At 72.3% G+C, this 16,407-nt stretch carries 15 protein-coding genes; 5 read left to right on the forward strand and 10 right to left on the reverse strand.

Annotated features, from left to right (window positions below; all coding sequences use genetic code 11):
* Nucleotides 1-453, reverse strand: a complete 453-nt coding sequence (locus tag ACWEF6_RS13320; protein ID WP_004561253.1) for a roadblock/LC7 domain-containing protein — start codon at nucleotides 451-453, stop codon at nucleotides 1-3.
* Complete coding sequence (locus tag ACWEF6_RS13325; RefSeq protein ID WP_449683187.1) at nucleotides 450-4,529, reverse strand: nitrate- and nitrite sensing domain-containing protein; 4,080 nt, start codon at nucleotides 4,527-4,529, stop codon at nucleotides 450-452. Before ACWEF6_RS13325 ends, ACWEF6_RS13320 begins: the two co-directional genes overlap by 4 nt.
* A gap of 1,006 nt (nucleotides 4,530-5,535) precedes the next feature.
* On the opposite strand from ACWEF6_RS13325, the gene ACWEF6_RS13330 reads away from it, so the two are divergent.
* Both ACWEF6_RS13330 and ACWEF6_RS13335 read left to right on the forward strand, forming a co-directional pair.
* Entirely contained in the window at nucleotides 5,536-5,973 is a 438-nt protein-coding gene (locus ACWEF6_RS13330) for a DUF485 domain-containing protein (protein WP_449683151.1), read from the forward strand.
* Nucleotides 5,970-7,562, forward strand: coding sequence for a solute symporter family protein (locus tag ACWEF6_RS13335; RefSeq protein WP_449683152.1), 1,593 nt, complete (start codon nucleotides 5,970-5,972; stop codon nucleotides 7,560-7,562). Before ACWEF6_RS13330 ends, ACWEF6_RS13335 begins: the two co-directional genes overlap by 4 nt.
* A gap of 18 nt (nucleotides 7,563-7,580) precedes the next feature.
* Here ACWEF6_RS13335 and ACWEF6_RS13340 read toward each other — a convergent pair whose 3' ends face one another.
* On the reverse strand, nucleotides 7,581-8,144 hold the full coding sequence (locus tag ACWEF6_RS13340) for a TetR/AcrR family transcriptional regulator (RefSeq protein WP_310974780.1): 564 nt from the start codon (nucleotides 8,142-8,144) through the stop codon (nucleotides 7,581-7,583).
* 135 nt (nucleotides 8,145-8,279) lie between these two features.
* Here ACWEF6_RS13340 and ACWEF6_RS13345 point away from each other — a divergent pair, with 135 nt between their 5' ends.
* Nucleotides 8,280-9,704 (forward strand): MFS transporter, encoded by a 1,425-nt coding sequence (locus tag ACWEF6_RS13345; RefSeq protein WP_449683153.1) that lies wholly within the window; start codon nucleotides 8,280-8,282, stop codon nucleotides 9,702-9,704.
* On the opposite strand, the gene ACWEF6_RS13350 is transcribed toward ACWEF6_RS13345, so the two are convergent.
* From ACWEF6_RS13350 to ACWEF6_RS13370, 5 genes are all read right to left on the reverse strand, one after another.
* Nucleotides 9,682-10,023 carry a DUF3817 domain-containing protein gene (locus ACWEF6_RS13350; RefSeq protein ID WP_043783479.1) on the reverse strand — a complete coding sequence of 114 codons (342 nt, stop codon included), beginning with the start codon at nucleotides 10,021-10,023 and terminating at the stop codon, nucleotides 9,682-9,684. The genes ACWEF6_RS13345 and ACWEF6_RS13350 overlap by 23 nt on opposite strands.
* 11 nt (nucleotides 10,024-10,034) lie before the next feature.
* On the reverse strand, nucleotides 10,035-10,427 hold the full coding sequence (locus ACWEF6_RS13355) for a hypothetical protein (RefSeq protein WP_449683154.1): 393 nt from the start codon (nucleotides 10,425-10,427) through the stop codon (nucleotides 10,035-10,037).
* Nucleotides 10,428-10,491: 64 nt separating this feature from the next.
* Nucleotides 10,492-11,400 carry a lytic transglycosylase domain-containing protein gene (locus ACWEF6_RS13360; protein ID WP_449683155.1) on the reverse strand — a complete coding sequence of 303 codons (909 nt, stop codon included), beginning with the start codon at nucleotides 11,398-11,400 and terminating at the stop codon, nucleotides 10,492-10,494.
* A gap of 123 nt (nucleotides 11,401-11,523) precedes the next feature.
* Nucleotides 11,524-12,006 carry a hypothetical protein gene (locus tag ACWEF6_RS13365; RefSeq protein ID WP_013224355.1) on the reverse strand — a complete coding sequence of 161 codons (483 nt, stop codon included), beginning with the start codon at nucleotides 12,004-12,006 and terminating at the stop codon, nucleotides 11,524-11,526.
* Nucleotides 12,007-12,366: 360 nt separating this feature from the next.
* Nucleotides 12,367-12,534 carry a hypothetical protein gene (locus ACWEF6_RS13370; RefSeq protein ID WP_014466828.1) on the reverse strand — a complete coding sequence of 56 codons (168 nt, stop codon included), beginning with the start codon at nucleotides 12,532-12,534 and terminating at the stop codon, nucleotides 12,367-12,369.
* Between the two features lie 101 nt (nucleotides 12,535-12,635).
* Here ACWEF6_RS13370 and ACWEF6_RS13375 point away from each other — a divergent pair, with 101 nt between their 5' ends.
* The gene (locus ACWEF6_RS13375; protein ID WP_449683156.1) at nucleotides 12,636-13,409 is read left to right on the forward strand and encodes a crotonase/enoyl-CoA hydratase family protein; all 774 of its coding nucleotides are present in this window, start codon (nucleotides 12,636-12,638) and stop codon (nucleotides 13,407-13,409) included.
* A 150-nt stretch (nucleotides 13,410-13,559) separates the two neighbouring features.
* Entirely contained in the window at nucleotides 13,560-14,090 is a 531-nt protein-coding gene (locus tag ACWEF6_RS13380) for a GNAT family N-acetyltransferase (RefSeq protein ID WP_449683157.1), read from the forward strand.
* Here the strand turns inward: ACWEF6_RS13380 and ACWEF6_RS13385 are convergent.
* Together ACWEF6_RS13385 and ACWEF6_RS13390 are read right to left on the reverse strand one after the other, a co-directional pair.
* On the reverse strand, nucleotides 14,087-15,223 hold the full coding sequence (locus ACWEF6_RS13385) for a CaiB/BaiF CoA transferase family protein (protein WP_449683158.1): 1,137 nt from the start codon (nucleotides 15,221-15,223) through the stop codon (nucleotides 14,087-14,089). The genes ACWEF6_RS13380 and ACWEF6_RS13385 overlap by 4 nt on opposite strands.
* A gap of 13 nt (nucleotides 15,224-15,236) precedes the next feature.
* Nucleotides 15,237-16,388 (reverse strand): acyl-CoA dehydrogenase family protein, encoded by a 1,152-nt coding sequence (locus ACWEF6_RS13390; protein WP_449683159.1) that lies wholly within the window; start codon nucleotides 16,386-16,388, stop codon nucleotides 15,237-15,239.
* Between the last annotated feature and the right edge of the window lie 19 nt (nucleotides 16,389-16,407).

The raw sequence follows: 16,407 nt of genomic DNA on the forward strand, positions 1-16,407 counted from the left end.
TCATCCCACCGGTTCGCCGATCAGCGACCCCCCGGAGCCCTGAAGCTGGGCGCGCAGCTCCGGGGTGAGGATCTGGCCGACGCGGTCGACGAGCATGGTCATCTCGTAGGCGACCTGGCCGATGTCGCAGTTGGGGGCGGCGAGGACGGCGAGGCAGGACCCGTCGCTGATCGACATCAGCACCATGATCCCGAGCTCCATCTCGACGACGGTCTCGTTGACCGCGCCGGCTTCGAAGCACCGGGCGGCGCCCTGGGTGAGGCTGACCAGGCCGGACGCGACGGCGGCGAGCTGATCGGCCCGGTCGAGCGGGAGCCGGTTCGACGCGGTCAGCAGCAAGCCGTCCGCCGAGACGACCACGGCGTGGGCCACGCCGGGCACCCGCTCCGCGAAGTCGTTGACCAGCCAGCCGAACTGGTTCTGCGTCGGCTGAGCGCTACTCGGCGAGGTCATTCACCCTCCAAGGTCTCGTGGTTGTTCTCGGCCGCCTGTGCGGTGCGGTGGCGTCCGCGCTCGATGCCCTGCTGGAAGCTCCGCAGGCGGCCGCGCACGTCGTGTGCGTCCCGTTGTGGTCGGGGGGCCGTGGCCCCGGTGGACGGTCCGGCGCTGCCCGGAAGCAGCTGCTCCCCGCGACGGCGCCGGGGCAATCCTGCCGAAGTGAAGGTGGAGGGTGTCGACTGGGACACCGCTTGCACCGCGCGCCAGCCGTCATCGGTGCCGAAGTTCCACTCGGCGGTGGCTTCGACGGCGGTCTCTTCGTGGCGCGGAACGGGGGTCTCCGGCGCCTTCCGGCTGGGCAGCGAGGCGGGCGGAACGGCGGGACGGCCGTTGGCGACCGGCAGCTGCCCGGACTCCTGGAAGACGCCGGGGTGCCGGTTGCCGGGCTGCGGGAGGGGAACGGACCGCTGCGGGAGCGCACCCGGCTTCGCGGGCCGGCTCGGCTGCGGGAGGGCCGGCTTGGGGGTGGGTTGCGGCAGGGGGCCCGAGGTCGCCGGCAGCTCTTCGGTGGGCGGCTGGGTGCCGGTCGCGAAGATGTCGCCTTGCAGTTTCGGTTCCGGCGCCCCGGCCGACGGTGCTGCGGCGGCCGGCGGTGCTGCGGGCCGGCCCGGCTGCGGGGCGGCTTGACCGGCGGCGCCGGGCTGGCCCGCGTCGGTTGAGTTCGCCGCTGAGTCGGGAACCGGCTGCCCGGAGGCCTCGGGAGCCTGCGCGGAACCTGCCACCTGCTGGTCGGCCGTCTCCGGAGCAACCTGCGCCGAACCTTCCGCGGCCGCCGAACCGGCCGCCTGCTGGCCCGGCCCGGCCACCTCCTGCGCCGAACCCTGCGCGGCCGCCGAACCCGCCGCCTGCTGGCCCGACCCGGCCACCTGCTGCACCGAACCCGCACCCAGCCCGGCCGCCGGCGCGGCCGCGGAACCAGCCGCCTGCTGCCCGAACGCCTCCGGATCAGCCTGCGCCGAACCCTGCGCGGCCGCCGAGCCCGCCGCCTGCTGGCCCGGCCCGGCCACCTCCTGCGCCGAACCCGCACCCAGCCCGGCCGCCGGCGCGGCGGCCGAACCAGCCACCTGCTGCGCCGACCCCACACCCTGCTCAACCTCGGGCTGCGGCTGTCCGCCAGGCGCCGCGGGCTGCTGGACACCCACGGCCTCCGCTGCGTCCTGGGCGGTGCCGAGGCCCCGCACCGGCGAGCCCTCCGCCGGCTGCTGCTGCACCGGGCCGCGCTGGCCGATGCCGGGGCGCTGGGCCGCGGCCTGGCGGCGGCCGCGGGTCACGCCCTGCTGGAAGCTGCTCAACCGGCCGCGGACGTCGGCCGGGTCGCGGACCGGGAGGTCCGGGCGGGGGGCCGGCTTGGGGGCGGCCGCCGGGGACTGCGGCGTTGCGCTTCCCGGGAGCAACTGCTCGCCGCGACGGCGGCGAGGGAGGCCCGCTTCCGTGAACGCCGTCGGCTCGGCCTTCGTGCGCTCCTGGACCGTGCGGAAGTTCTCGTCGCTCGCGAAGTCCCAGCTGCGGCGCTCCTCCGGGGGCACCTCCTGGGCCGCCGTCGGTTCCTCCTCCGCGGGCGGCTTGTCCTCGCGGAACCAGGCCGACAGCATCTCGTCGAAGATCGGCGTCGTCTCGGACCGGTCCGTAACCGGGGCCGGGGCGGGCGGGGGCGGTTCCGAGCCCGCCGTCGCCTCCTGCCACCAGTCGCTGAGCGTCGTCTCGTTGGCCGTGAACAGGTCCTTGCCCGCCGGCAGGTCGTCGGCCCGGGGCGGCTGCGGCGGCAGCGGCAGCACCGCGGGCACCGGCGGGAGGGCCGGGCGCTGCGGCGGGACGTCGCCGTCCTTCTCGATCGGGGCGAACAGGGCCGTCCCGGAGATCTCCAGATCCGACGGCGGCCGCCCGCCGGACAGCCCGGCGAGGTCGCTCGCCGACGGCCACCGCTCCTCGCCCATCGCCGGCTGCTGCGGGACCACCGGCCGCGGGCGGTTCGCGCCGTTGACCGGACGGCGCGGCAGCTGGTTGCCCGCCGCCGGGCTCGCCGGGTGCTGCTGCAGGGCGCCGATCGGGCCGGTCACCGGGCCGTCGGTCACCGGCATCACCAGCTCCGCCGGGACGACGACGGTGGCGCGGACGCCGACGATGTCCTTGCCGCCGTGCAGCGACACCCCGATCCGGTGCCTGCTGGCCAGCCGGCCGACGACGAACAGGCCCATCCGCCTCGACGTCACCAGGTCGACCGACCCGGCCTCGGTCAGCCGGGTGTTGGCCTCGGCGACCTCGGCCTCGTTCATACCGATGCCCTTGTCGAGGATGTCGATCTCGAGCGAGCCGTTCTCGCCCAGCCGCGAGGCCACGGTGACCGAGGTTTCCGGCGCGGAGAACGCCGTGGCGTTGTCCAGCAGCTCGGCGACCAGCCGCATCAGGTCGCTCGCCGCGTAGCCGACGATCCGGGCCGGGGGCGGCGGCTGCACCTGGACGCGCTGGTACTGCTCGATCTCCGACACCGCCGCGCGCAGCATGTCGGTGGTGCCGACCGGCTTCCCGGACCGGCGGCCCGGCTCGGCGCCGGAAAGCACCATCAGGTTCTCGTTGTTGCGCCGCATCCGGGTGGCGAGGTGGTCGAGCTGGAACAGCGTCGCCAGCTGGTCGGCGTCCTCCTCGTCCCGCTCGAGCTGCTCGATCAGCTGCAGCTGCCGCTGCACCAGGCTCTGGCTGCGCCGCGACAGGTTGACGAACACGCTGCCGTAGCCGGTGCGCATCGCGGCCTGCTCGGTCGCCAGCCGCAGCGCCTGGTGGTGCACCTTGTCGAAGGCCCGCGCCACCTCGCCGACCTCGTCGTCGGTGTGCACCGGGACCGGCCGGACGTCGGTGCCCTGCGCGCGGCCCTCCTGGATGTTGCGGACCGCTTCCGGCAGCGCCGTCTCGGCGACGTCGAGGGCGCTGCGGCGCAGCACCTTCAGCGAGCGCAGCAGCTGCCGGGTGATGAGGAAGACGACCGCGACGGCCAGCACCATCGCGGCGAACAGCAGCACCGCGAGCAGCCCGGCGCCGCTGCTGGCCTGGTCGACCAGGTCCGCCGCGGTCTGCGAGGCCGACCCGCCGAGCCGGTCGGAGATCGAGCCGATCTGCGTGCGCATCGCCGTCGAGGCGGTGGTCCAGTCCGCGGCCGGCAGCGCGCGGAACGCGTCGTCCACCTGGCCGCTCTGCGCGTTCAGCACCGTCTCGACCATCCGGGCCCGGTTCTGCGCCTGGGTGCCCTCGGCGATCGCCGCGAAGTCGCGCTGCAGCGTGTCGCCCGCCGCGGAACGGAAGTCGACGAGCCGGTCGGCCAGCCGCAGCTCGGCGGCGCGCAGGGTGGCCAGTTCGCTCGGCGTCAGCCCGACCCGGCCGATGCCGTAGGAGACGAGCGCCTGGCTGAGCGACACCTGCTCGCCGGCGACCAGCAGTTCGTGCAGCCCGGCGGGCAGGCCGCCGAGGGTGCCGTCGCCGGCGCCCGCGGTGGCCGCGGTGTCGAGGCTGATCAGCGACCCGGTGAGCGCGGAGTACGCCGTGATGGCCTGGCCGGGGTCGAGCTGGCCGCCGTCGACCTGGCGGCGCAGGAAGGCGAGGTTGCCGACCTGGGCGGACGCCGTGCCCGCGGCCCCGGAGACACCGGGCTCGGCTTCGGACGCGCGGGCCTGCTCCGCGGTGAACGGGCCGGTCGCGGCGTCGGTCGCCTTGCGCGCGGCGGCCAGTTCGGGGGTGCCGCCGACGGTGCCCTCGGTCAGCATCGCCGCGGTGACCGTGCGCTCCTGCTGGAGGGCGGCGGTCAGGCTGCGCACCCCGCCGCCGAGCGCGACGAGCCGGTCCAGCCGCTGGTACTCGTCGGAGCGGCCGACCTGCGCGGCGATCGTCGCGACGCCCAGGACGAGCGCGAGGACGATGGGCACGACCGTGACGGCCGAAAGCTTGACGGGCAGGCTCCAGTCGCGCCACTGCACCAGCGCGCGCCACACGGCCTTCCCCTTCGACTGCCGGGGCGCTCGGCCGAGCAGTTCCCCGACGGGCACCTGACCTTCTCCTGCAACGGTCACGTGAGTGACTCCCTGTCCGGCGTCATGGATCCGCGTCGGCGGCGCGGCGTCCCGGATCGCGACGGGCGTCCGGCCGGCCGTGCCGCCCCTGCCCTACCGCTTCCCCGGCGCCCTCGCTCGTCCCCGGCCGCCCCGCCGTCCGCGCGCCCGTCACCGGGCCGGCACCGCATCCCGTGCCCGGGACTCTGCACGTGCATGTCGCAAGTTGCGTTGTGCACGGTGATCGAGATCAACTTTATCGGCGCCAATCGATCGCTGCGGTCAGCTGGGCCAAAGAATCGTACCCCCGGAGTCCTGCCGGTCAATTGTGTTCCCCGTTCGGGCGCTGACCTGCGAAAAGTGCTTTCACGACCGACCACCGGCGTGGACATTCCGTCCCACCGTTCCCCGAAGAGGGAATTCCGGTTACCGGACTGTGGGCCCCTCGCATCCGGCCGTCACCCGATTAGCCCAGGCAGGGTAGCAGCATCCCTCGGTCGATCTACACTGCGTACCACCAACGGGTGGGTCAAGTCTCAAGATGTGCCCGATGTTGTGGCGTTGCGCGTTCCCCGGCCCCGACCTGGTGATTTCTTTCGGAACCCTACGCTGACCAGTGGATCTTCGCCGCCGCTCCCACATCGGAAGACACCCGCGAGCAGGATCAAGCCCGCGATCCGGCTACTTTCAGTGACCAGCTCGGCGAGACGACCAGCGTCATTCCCCCGTTTGCCGCAGTCCGCTTGGTCCTCGACAACGTCCCGTCACAATTCTTTTCGGCATTGCGGACGTTCTCCGCGGTGCGTTCTCCCCGGTCACCCATTCGACGCGATCGAGAGGAAAACGAATACCGCCGTCCGGACCGACCGGACGGTCCGGGCGCCTTCACCTACCGCCGGATGGCGTAGTTACGATGTGCCCTCGCAGTCCGCAAGGGCGGCCCGGCGCCCTGCTCGCAGGCGCCCGGGGCCCGCCGCCACGGAGGCACCTGCCGGAGGCACCCATGTACGACGTAGCGCGGCCCACGCCGGGCAACGCCCTCGAGGAGACGAGCCGGATCCCGGTCCTGCCCGCCGGGCCCGACCCCGCCGGGGGCCTGCCCCGCCGGTCCGCCGCCCCCTCGGGCCCCGACTACACCGCGATCCAGGCCAGCCCCGAGTTCGTCTCGCTGCGCCGCCGGTTCCGCTGGTTCGTCTTCCCGCTGAGCTTCGCCTTCTTCGCCTGGTACATGACGTACGTGCTGCTGGCCGCGTACGCGCACGACTTCATGAGCCGCAAGGTGTTCGGCCAGGTCAACGTGGCCATCCTGCTCGGCCTCGGCCAGTTCGTCAGCACCGCGCTGATCACCTGGCTCTACCTGCGCTACGCGCGCCGCCGGCTCGACCCTCGAGTCGCCGAACTGCGGGCCCGCGCGGGCCTGGCGGAAGGGAAGCGCCGATGACCGCGCTCGCGGCGGGCGGCCTGACCGCCAGCGACCCCGTCGTCAACACGGTGGTGTTCGCCCTCTTCGTGGCGATCACGCTGTACGTCGTCTACCGGGCCGGCAGCCGGAACTCCTCGACGTCGGACTACTACGCCGCCGGCAGCGCCTTCACCGGCCGCCAGAACGGCATCGCGCTCTCCGGCGACTTCCTCTCGGCGGCGTCGTTCCTCGGCATCGCGGGCGCGATCGCCGTCCACGGCTACGACGGTTTCCTCTATTCCATCGGCTTCCTGGTCGCCTGGCTGGTCGACCTGCTGCTGATCGCCGAGCTGCTGCGCAACACCGGCCGGTTCACGATGGGCGACGTCATCAGCTTCCGGATGAACCAGCGCCCGGTCCGGGCCGCGGCGGCGACGTCGACGCTGGTGATCTCGCTGTTCTACATGCTGGCGCAGATGGCGGGCGCCGGCGGCCTGGTCGCCCTGCTGCTCGACATCCACACCCGGCTCGGGCAGGCGCTGGTGATCGGCGTGGTCGGCCTGGTCATGGTCGTCTACGTGCTGGTCGGCGGCATGAAGGGCACCACGTGGGTGCAGATCATCAAGGCCGGCGTGCTGATGCTCGCCGTGGTGCTGATGGCGGTGTTCCTGTTCGGCAAGTACGGCTTCGACTTCTCGAACCTGCTGTCGGCCGCAACCGAGAAGAGCCCGCTGGGCGAGCACCTGCTCGAACCGGGCGGCTCCTACGGCAAGGACGACACCACCAAGCTCGACTTCGTGTCGCTCGCGCTGGCCCTGGTGCTCGGCCTGTCTTCGCTCCCCCACCTCTTGATGCGCTTCTACACCGTGCCGAACTCCCTGGAAGCGCGCCGCTCGGTCGTCTGGGCGACGGTCTGCATGCTCATCTTCTACGTCTGCACGCTGGTGATCGGCTTCGGCGCGGCCGCGCTGGTCGGCTCGGACGAGATCAAGAGCGCCCCGGGCGGGGAGAACTCGGCGGCACCGCTGCTCGCCCTGCACATCGGCGGGACGCTGCTGCTGGGCGTGATCGCCGCGGTGGCGTTCGCGACGATCCTCGCGGTGGTGGCCGGGCTGACGATCACCGCGTCGGCCTCGTTCGCCCACGACGTCTACGCGAACATCTTCAAGCGCGGCAAGGCCGAACCGGCCGACGAGGTCCGGGTGGCCCGGATGACCGCGATCGCGGTCGGCGCGCTGGCCATCGTCGGCGGGGTGCTGGCGAACGGGCAGAACGTCGCGTTCCTGGTGGCGCTGGCGTTCGCGGTGGCAGCGTCGGCCAACCTGTCGACACTGCTGTATTCGTTGTTCTGGAAGAGGTTCAACACCGCCGGCACGCTGTGGGGCATGTACGGCGGCCTGATCGCGTGCCTGCTGCTGGTGCTGTTCTCGCCGGTCGTTTCGGGGGCCCCGGACTCGATCTTCAAGGGCATCGACTTCGCCTGGTTCCCGCTGAAGAACCCGGGCCTGGTGTCGATCCCGTTCTCGTTCCTCTGCGGCTTCGTCGGGACGCTGGTGGGCCGGCCGAAGGCGGACGCGGAGAAGCAGGCGGAGATGGAAGTCCGGTCGATGACCGGCATCGGCAGCTGATCCCGGGGACGGCCTGCGTCAGGCGCGCAGGCCGTCCAGGATCACGTTCAGCACGCGCTTGCCGTCCTCCGGGCTGCAGTTGCGCACCGCCATCCCGGCGCCGTGGCCGAGCCGCAGGACGTCCGCGCCGACGACGTCCGGGCGGACCAGCCCGGCCTCCTGCGCGGCTTCGACGAGCACTCCGGTCGCTTCGCGAAGCCGCTTCTGACAGTACTGGAAGGTCTCCGAGCCGGAGTCGATGGACTCCTTGAGGATCGTCGCCAGCTTGTGCCGCTCGACGACCCAGGTCACCTGGGCGAGCAGCCACGCTTCCAGCGCCTCCCACGGCGGCAGCTCGTCGTGCAGGACGAAGGCGCGGTCGGCGAGCACCGTGATCTCCTCGCGGTAGACCGCTTCGAACAGCTTCTCCCGGGTCGGGAAGTGCCGGTAGAGGGTGCCCGCGCCGACGCCGGCCTTCTTGGCGACGTCGTCCAGCGGCACGTCGGCGCCGTGGGTGGTGAAGAGGTCCTTCGCCGTCGCGACGATGCGCTCGTAGTTGCGTCGCGCGTCCGCCCGCATCGGACGCTCACCCGCCTCGGGCATCCCGGCCTCCTCGCCACTTAACCGGAGAGATTCTCCGAATTCACTTGCGCATCCGGAGACGCTCTCCATATTATCGGATCGCACCCAAGTGGAGAACCTCTCCGCTTCTTCTCTTACTCCTTGGGGGAGTATCCCTTGTCGCACCAGACGCTCGACCGCGCGCCCACACCCGCGCCGCCCCGGCACCGCGGGCTGGTCCTCGCGATCATCCTGACCTGCCAGCTCATGCTCGTCCTCGATGCGACGGTGATCAACGTCGCGCTCCCGCGCATCCAGGCCGACCTCGGCTTCACCCCCACCGGCCTGTCCTGGGTGATGACGGCCTACAGCCTGGTCTTCGGCGGCCTGCTGCTGCTCGGCGGCCGGGCCGGTGACCTGTTCGGACGGCGGCGGATGTTCGTCGCGGGCACCGCCGTGTTCACGGTGGCCTCGCTGGCCGGCGGCCTCGCCGACTCGGCCGCGCTGCTCATCGCCGCCCGCGCGCTGCAGGGCGTCGGCGCCGCCATGGCCGGTCCGAGCACCCTGGCGCTGATCACGACGACGTTCACCGAAGCCAAGGCCCGCGTCCGTGCGCTGGCGCTGTTCTCGGCGATGTCGAGCGGCGGCTTCGCGATCGGCCTGATCGTCGGTGGCCTGCTGACGGAGTGGATCTCGTGGCGCGCGGCGCTGTTCATCAACGTCCCGTTCGGACTGGCGATCGCCCTGCTCGCCCCGCGGTTCGTGGCCGAACCCGAACGCCGTCGCGCCCCCCTGGACCTGCCGGGCGCGGTCACCGGCACCCTCGGCGTCGGGGCGCTGGTGTTCGCCTTCACCCACGCCGCGTCCGACGGCTGGGGCAACGCGGTGACGCTCGGCTCGCTCGCCGGCGGCCTGGCCCTGCTCGCCGGGTTCGTCGCCATCGAAGCCCGCACGGCCACGCCGCTGGTCCCGCTGCGGCTGTTCGCCGACCGCAACCGCAGCGCGGCCTACGTGAACTTCTTCCTCGGCCCGATGGCGATGATGTCGATGTTCTTCTTCCTGACGCAGTTCATGCAGGACATCCGGCACTACGCCGCGCTGGCCACCGGGTTCGCGTTCCTCCCGATGGCGGCGCTGATCTTCACGATGAGCCGGCTCGTGCCGCGGCTGCTCCCCCGCTACGGGCCGAAGCCGCTGACGATCACCGGATCCCTGCTGATCGTCGCCGGCGTCGGCTGGCTCGCCCTGCTCACGACCGGGAGCGCGTACTTCCCGGCGCTGCTGGGCCCGCTGCTGCTGGTGGGGCTCGGCGTCGGGCTGGCGTTCGCGCCGCTGAACGTGATCGTGATGGCCACCGTGCCGGCCGAGGACGCGGGCGCCGCGGGCGGCGTGCTGCAGACGATGCAGCAGGTCGGCAGCACGCTCGGGCTGGGCATCCTGATCACGGTGTTCGGCTCGGTCACCCGCTCGGCGGGCACGACCGGAGCTCAGCTCACGGTCGACGGCATGACGGCGGCGTTCGCGACGGCCGCCCTGGTCGCGGCCGGCTCGGTGCTGGTGGCGCTGACGTTCCGCCGGGTTACAGCTTCTGCCCGGCCTTGACCTTGTGCGTCACCCGGCGCTCGACGAGGAACGAGACGAACGGGACGCAGCCGGCCAGCAGCACGAGCACGGTGCCCTTGATCGACCAGCGGGCCTTGATCGCCAGGTCGATGGTGAGCACCAGGTAGATCATGTAGAGGACGCCGTGGATCGGCGAGTAGACCGCGGACGGCGTCGGGTTGTCGAAGCCGTAGCGCAGCACCATGACGAAGCACAGGCCGAGCAGGCCGACACCGGTGACGTAGGCGGCGGTGCGGAACCGGGCCAGGGGGCCGGCGAGCGGCACGGCTGTCCGGGCGCCTTCGGTGCTGGTGGTCATCGGGGTCGTCCTCACTCTGCGGTCTGCCCGTCGCGAGCGTGCAGCTCGCGAAGGTAACGGTTGTACGCAGCCAGCTCCTCGTCCTCGTCCGTGAGCTTGGTGTCCGGGCGGGGACGCGGAGCGGGCACCTCGGGTTTCACCGCGGCCTTCGGCGTCTCGTCCGCGGTGCCGTCGGCTTCGGCCTTCAGCCGGAGCCGGCGGATCCGCCAGAACATGAAGGCGGGGAAGAGCCCGAACAGCGGCCACTGCAGGACGTAGCCGAGGTTCTGGAAGGTGCCGTTCGCCGACGTGAAGCGGTCCCACTGCCACCAGGCGAGCCCACAGCAGACGAGCAGGCTCACCAGGCAGGCCGCGACGATCGCGATCCGGCGTCCCCAGGGGGAGGCGGTCTCGGAGGCTGGCACGCTTCGACGCTAGCACTGGCCTGCTGAGAGACGTCGCGCGGTCGCGGACGAGGTGGCCGGGCTCTCAGCCCTGCTTGCGCGCCGCCTGAGCGGCCTTCGCGTACCCGTCCGCCAGCCCGAACACCTTCTGCGCGTACTCCGTCGAGTTGTTGTACGACAGGATCCCCGCCCACCACCCGCTCGGAGCGGCCATGTCCCGCCCACCCGCGCACAGGTACCGCGCCGCGGCCAGGGCGGCGTCGTCGATCTGCTGGGGGTCGCCGAGGCCGTCGCCGTTGCCGTCCGAGGCCCACTTGCGCCACGTTCCGGGGATGAACTGCATCGGGCCCACCGCCCGGTCGACCCCGGCGTCGCCGTCGTAGCGGCCGCCGTCGGTGTCGCCGATGGCCTGGACGCCCGCCGAGCCGTCGAGCGGGACGCCGATGATCGGCTTGGACGGGCGGCCGTCCCCGCCGAGGACCGCGCCCGCGTACTGGCCGTGGTTGGACTCGATGCGGCCGATGCCCGCGAGCGTGGCCCACGAGATCTTGCAGCCCGGCTGGTCCGCGCGCAGCGCCAGCTCGGCGTTGCCGTACGCCTGCAGGGCCCGCGCCGGGACGCCGGTGGCCGCCGCGACCTGGGCCGCCCACTGGGAAAGCGTGGCCGGGCCCGTGCTCTGCGCCTGCTGGGGCGACGTCTGCTGCTCGGCCCCGCCCGCCACCGCACCACCGGCCGGGGCGACCGAGCCCGGGCGGACGTCGGCCGCCTTGATCTGCAACGCGGGGATTTCGGTGGTGGTCGGGCTCGCCTCGGGCGTCGAGGCGCGGGTCACCAGCCAGATCCCGCCGCCGGCCACGGCCAGCACGGCGAGGACCACGAGCAGCCGGGTGAGCACGGCCACGCCCGGAGAGCGCGGTGCCGGTGGGGCGGGAACGGCTTCCTCGGCATCAGCGCCGATCGGGTCGTCCTCGGTCTTTCCGGTCCTGGTGCGCACGAAACTCCGGTCCTCCAGCGTGATCTCGACGAACTGTCAACGAGCCCGCGCAGGTTAGCGTTACGCGGGCCGTCGCCATCGTCTCACCACGCCGGGTCACCCGGCCGAGTGGAAAACGACTCGTCAGGCGGATTTCTGCTGCCGCGCGAGGCGCGCGACGCACCAGGCCGGGGCGCTGCCGCGGCGCAGGTGCTGCAGGACGGTCATCGGCCCGAGCCGTCGGCTCAGGTCGGACGGCGCGAGACCGGCCGCCCGGTAGTCGAGGGCTCGCTGGTCGAGCGGGCTGATGCCGGCGTCCCACCACTCCTCGGCCTCGGCGACGCCGCCGACCATCTGCCACCAGCCCGCGGCGGCGGTGAGGAGTTCTTCGGGCACCTCCGGCAGCCGGCTGCGCATCGCGGCGAGGTAGCCGGGGTCGGCCGACTCCACCGGGACGAACCGCGACTGCCCGGTCCGGGCGCGCTGGCCGGGGATGCCCGGGGCCTGCGCGGGTGCGTCGGCCAGCCACGCGGAAGCGATGCGGTCGACCTCCTGCTCCTCGGGAGTCCTCTCGCGCTCGGCGGCCCACTGCCGGATCAACGCGTCCACTCCGGGATCTCCGGTCATCCCTGCCTCCTTGTAGGTCCCCGACGGACAGGCCCTGACACCTGTCCCACGCGGTGGTGCCGCACGCACCAACCTGCACCTTGCTGAGTGGAAACTGCCTGCGTACCGGGGTTCTCCGGGGGGATGGCGAACCACCCGATCACGCAATGTGAGCACCGTAGGGCCGGGGTGGTCGTCTTCGCCAGACCCCGGGTGGTACGAATTCGACGACCTGCGCGTTTTCGGCCGCAATCCACCCGGATGGTCGAGTGTTCGAGTCCGAAATCCGAGATTGGTGACACTGGGTGATTTACCGTCCGTTAACACGCACGGTAGTCACCGGCACCGCCCGTGGCGGCCCCGGTACCGAGGAGTAGCAGGTCAGGAGAAGAGGGCCCGGAAGAACGTGACGATCGCTTCGGCGCCGTCCTTGAGCCAGCCGAGCACGCGGTGCACGAAGTCGGCGGACTGGGTGGGCTGGGTGATCAGGAGGAAGAGCACGAGCGCGACCACGCCCACGATGAGGATCTTCTTGACGCCGCCCGACATGCGCTTCCTCCCCGGCTCGCCGTCCCCGTCCTGGGAGTGGCCACCCCAATACTGTAGGGAAGGCGTGCGTGGAAGACACCTCGATCACCCCGGGAGCGGCGATGTCTCCGAATGTGCTGGTGCAGCGGGACGGCCCGGTGACGACGATCACCATCGACCGCCCGGCGGCGCGCAACGCCGTCGACGGGCCCACGGCGGCGGAGCTGGCCGGCGCCTTCCGCGCGTTCGACGCCGACCCGGACGCGGCCGTCGCGGTGCTGACCGGAGCCGGCGGCGCGTTCTGCGCGGGAGCCGATCTCAAGGCGATCGGCACCGACCGGATGAACCGCACTCACCCGGACGGGGACGGCCCGATGGGACCGACCCGGATGACCCTCGGCAAGCCGGTGATCGCGGCCGTGCACGGTCCGGCCGTGGCGGGCGGGCTCGAGCTGGCGCTGTGGTGCGACCTGCGGGTCGCGGACGCGACGGCGGTGTTCGGCGTGTTCTGCCGCCGCTGGGGCGTCCCGCTGATCGACGGCGGGACGGTCCGCCTGCCGCGCCTGATCGGCCAGTCCCGCGCGATGGACCTGATCCTGACGGGCCGGCCGGTCGACGCGTCGGAAGCCTTCGAGATCGGCCTGGCCAACCGGCTGGTCCCCGCGGGCGAGGCGGTGACGGCGGCGCAGGAGCTGGCCCGCCGGCTGGCGGCGTTCCCCCAGGCCTGCCTGCGCGGCGACCGCCGTTCGGTACTGGCCCAGTGGGGCGAGTCCGAACCGGACGCGCTGGCAGCCGAGTTCGCCACGGCGATGGGCCCGGGCACCCTGGCAGCGGAGGCGGTCGAGGGTGCGGCCCGCTTCGCCGGCGGCGAAGGCCGCCACGGCACCTTCACGTGACCCGGCGGGCATCACGGGTGATGCCCCGCGGATCACGGGTGGTGCCTCTTTCCGCGGGCGGTGGCTCCGGGTGACCGGGGGTGCTTCGACCGGGCGATGCGGGCGGCTCGGGCTTGCCGGTTCCGGTCAAGCGGCCGATAAGGTCGCCGGATGGATGACGACGGGGCCGGGGTCGAGCTGAGGCCGGTGGCCGAAAGCGACCTCGGGCTGCTGGAACAGCTGACCAACGATCCCGTCGCCGCCGGGGAGCACCAGTGGTTCGGCTGGCACGATCCCGGCTACCTGCGCCGCCGGTGGCTGGAGACCGGGATGCTCACCGCCGAGACCGGGATGCTCGTGCCGACGCTCGGCGGCCGCGTCCTCGGGCTCGTCTCCTGGCACCGGACCCGCACCGGGCCGACGTCCTACTGCTGGAACATGGGCCTCGTCCTGGCGCCGGAAGCACGCGGCCACGGCTACGGCACCGAGGCCCAGCGCCTGCTCGTCGACTACCTCTTCGCCCACACCCAGCTCAACCGGGTCGAAGCGACGACCGAGACCGGCAACCGCGCCGAACAGCGCTCGCTCGAGAAAGCCGGCTTCACCCGCGAAGGCGTGCTTCGCGGCTACGGCTTCCGGGAGGGCGAGTGGCGCGACCACGTCGTCTACGCGGTCGTGCGCTCCGACCTGGCGAAGACCTAGGCGATCACCCCCGCCGCACGCAGGGCGTCCAGGTCGGTGACGCCCAGCTCGGCGAGCACGGCTTCGGTGTCGGATCCCTTGGCGCGCGGGGCTTCCGGCGTCGACGGCGGGGTCCGGTCGAACCGCGGGGCCGGCGCCGGCTGGACCATGCCGCCGATCTCGACGAACGTGCCGCGCGCCGCGTTGTGCGGGTGCGACGCCGCTTCCGACGGCGACAGCACCGGTGTCAGGCACGCGTCGGTGCCGGACGCGCGCGCCACGAGCTCGTCGCGCGTGTGCTTGGCGATCGCGCCCGCGACGATCTCGCGCAGCCGCGGCCACTGCGTCTTGTCGATGTGCAGCGGCAGCTCCGCCGGGTCCAGTTCCAGGACCTTGACCAGCTCGCCCCAGAACCGCATCTCGATCGCGCCGACGGCGACGTACTTGCCGTCCGCGGTCTCGTACGTGTCGTAGAACGGCGCGCCGCCGTCGAGCATGTTCTCGCCACGCTCCTCCGACCAGAGCCCGGCCGCCTTGATGCCGTGCAGGCTGGTGGTGAGCAGCGCCGCGCCGTCGACCATCGACGCGTCGACGACCTGGCCGCGGCCGGACGTGTTCCGCTCGTACAGCGCGGCCAGGACACCCATCGCCAGCACGAGGCCACCGCCGCCGAAGTCGCCGACGAGGTTGAGCGGCGGCACCGGCCGCTCCCCCGCGCGCCCGATCGGCTCCAGCGCACCGGCGATGCCGATGTAGTTGATGTCGTGCCCGGCCGCCGTGGCCAGCGGCCCGTCCTGACCCCAGCCGGTCATCCGGCCGTAGACCAGCCGCGGGTTCCGGGCGTGCACGACGTCGGGGCCCAGCCCGATGCGTTCGGCGACACCGGGTCGGAAGCCCTCGATGAGGACGTCGGCCGTGTCGCACAGCTTCAGCACCAGTTCGACGCCTTCGGGCGTCTTGGTGTTGATGCCGACGGACCGGCGGCCGCGGGCGAGCGGATCGGTGCCGATGCCGAGCACGTCCTCCCCCGGCTGCGCGCGGTCGACGCGGACGACGTCGGCGCCGAGGTCGGCGAGGATCATCGTGGCGAAGGGCCCGGGCGCGAGACCCGCGAGCTCCACCACCTTCAGGCCGCCGAGCGGACCTGCCTTCATGAGCGGGACCCTTTCAGAGCGAGCGGGAGATGATTTCCTTCATGATTTCGCTGGTGCCGCCGAAGATCCGGGAGATCCGGACGTCGGCCCAGGCACGTGCGATCGGGTACTCCGTCATGTAGCCGTAGCCGCCGAAGAGCTGCACGCAGTCGTCGATCACCTTGTTGACGCGCTCGGTGGTCCACAGCTTCGCCATCGCCGCGCCCTGGACGTCGAGCTCACCGCGCAGGTGGCGTTCGATGCACTGGTCGAGGAACGCGCGCGCCACCGCGGCCTCGGTCGCCGCCTCGGCGAGGGTGAACTTGGTGTTCTGGAAGGAGAAGATCGGCCGGCCGAACGCGGTGCGCTCCTTGGTGTACTCGAGCGTGAGGTCGACCGCCGCCTCCAGCCCGGCCACCGCGGTGACGGCGATGATCAGCCGTTCCTGGGGCAGCTGCAGCATCAGCTGGAAGAAGCCCTGGCCCTCGGCGTCGCCGAGCAGGTTGGCGGCCGGCACGCGGACGTCGTCGAAGAACAGCTCCGCGGTGTCCTGGCCCTTGAGCCCCACCTTGTCGAGGACGCGGCCGCGACGGAAGCCCGGCGTGTCCGTCTCGACCACGATCAGCGAGACGCCCTGCGCGCCCGCGTCCGGGTCGGTCTTCACCGCGACGACGACGAGGTCGGCGTGCAGGCCGTTGGTGATGAAGGTCTTGGCGCCGTTGATGACGTAGTGGTCACCGTCGCGGACCGCGCGCGTCTTGATGCCCTGCAGGTCGGAGCCGGTGCCGGGCTCGGTCATCGCGATCGCGCCGACCATCTCGCCGCTGGCCAGCTTCGGCAGCCACGCGCGCTTCTTCTCGTCCGAGGCGTAGGCGAGCAGGTAGTGCGCGACGATTCCGTTGTGGACGGTGACGCCCCACGCGCTGTCCCCGGCCCGCGCCTGCTCTTCGTAGAGGACGGCTTCGTGCGCGAAGGTGCCGCCACCGCCGCCGTACTCCTCGGGGATGGACAGGCAGAGCAGGCCGACCTCGCCCGCTTTCGTCCAGAGCTCGCGGTCGACCTTCTTCTCCGCCGCCCAGCGCTCCTGGTGCGGAACGGCTTCCTTCTGCAGGAAGGACCGCGCGAGTTCGCGGAGGTCGTCGAGCTCGGTCGTGCTCCACGAGCTCTTCGGCAGTTGCAGTGGCACGGGACCCTCCTGCTGGAAA

The sequence above is a fragment of the Amycolatopsis sp. NPDC004772 genome (assembly GCF_053601215.1).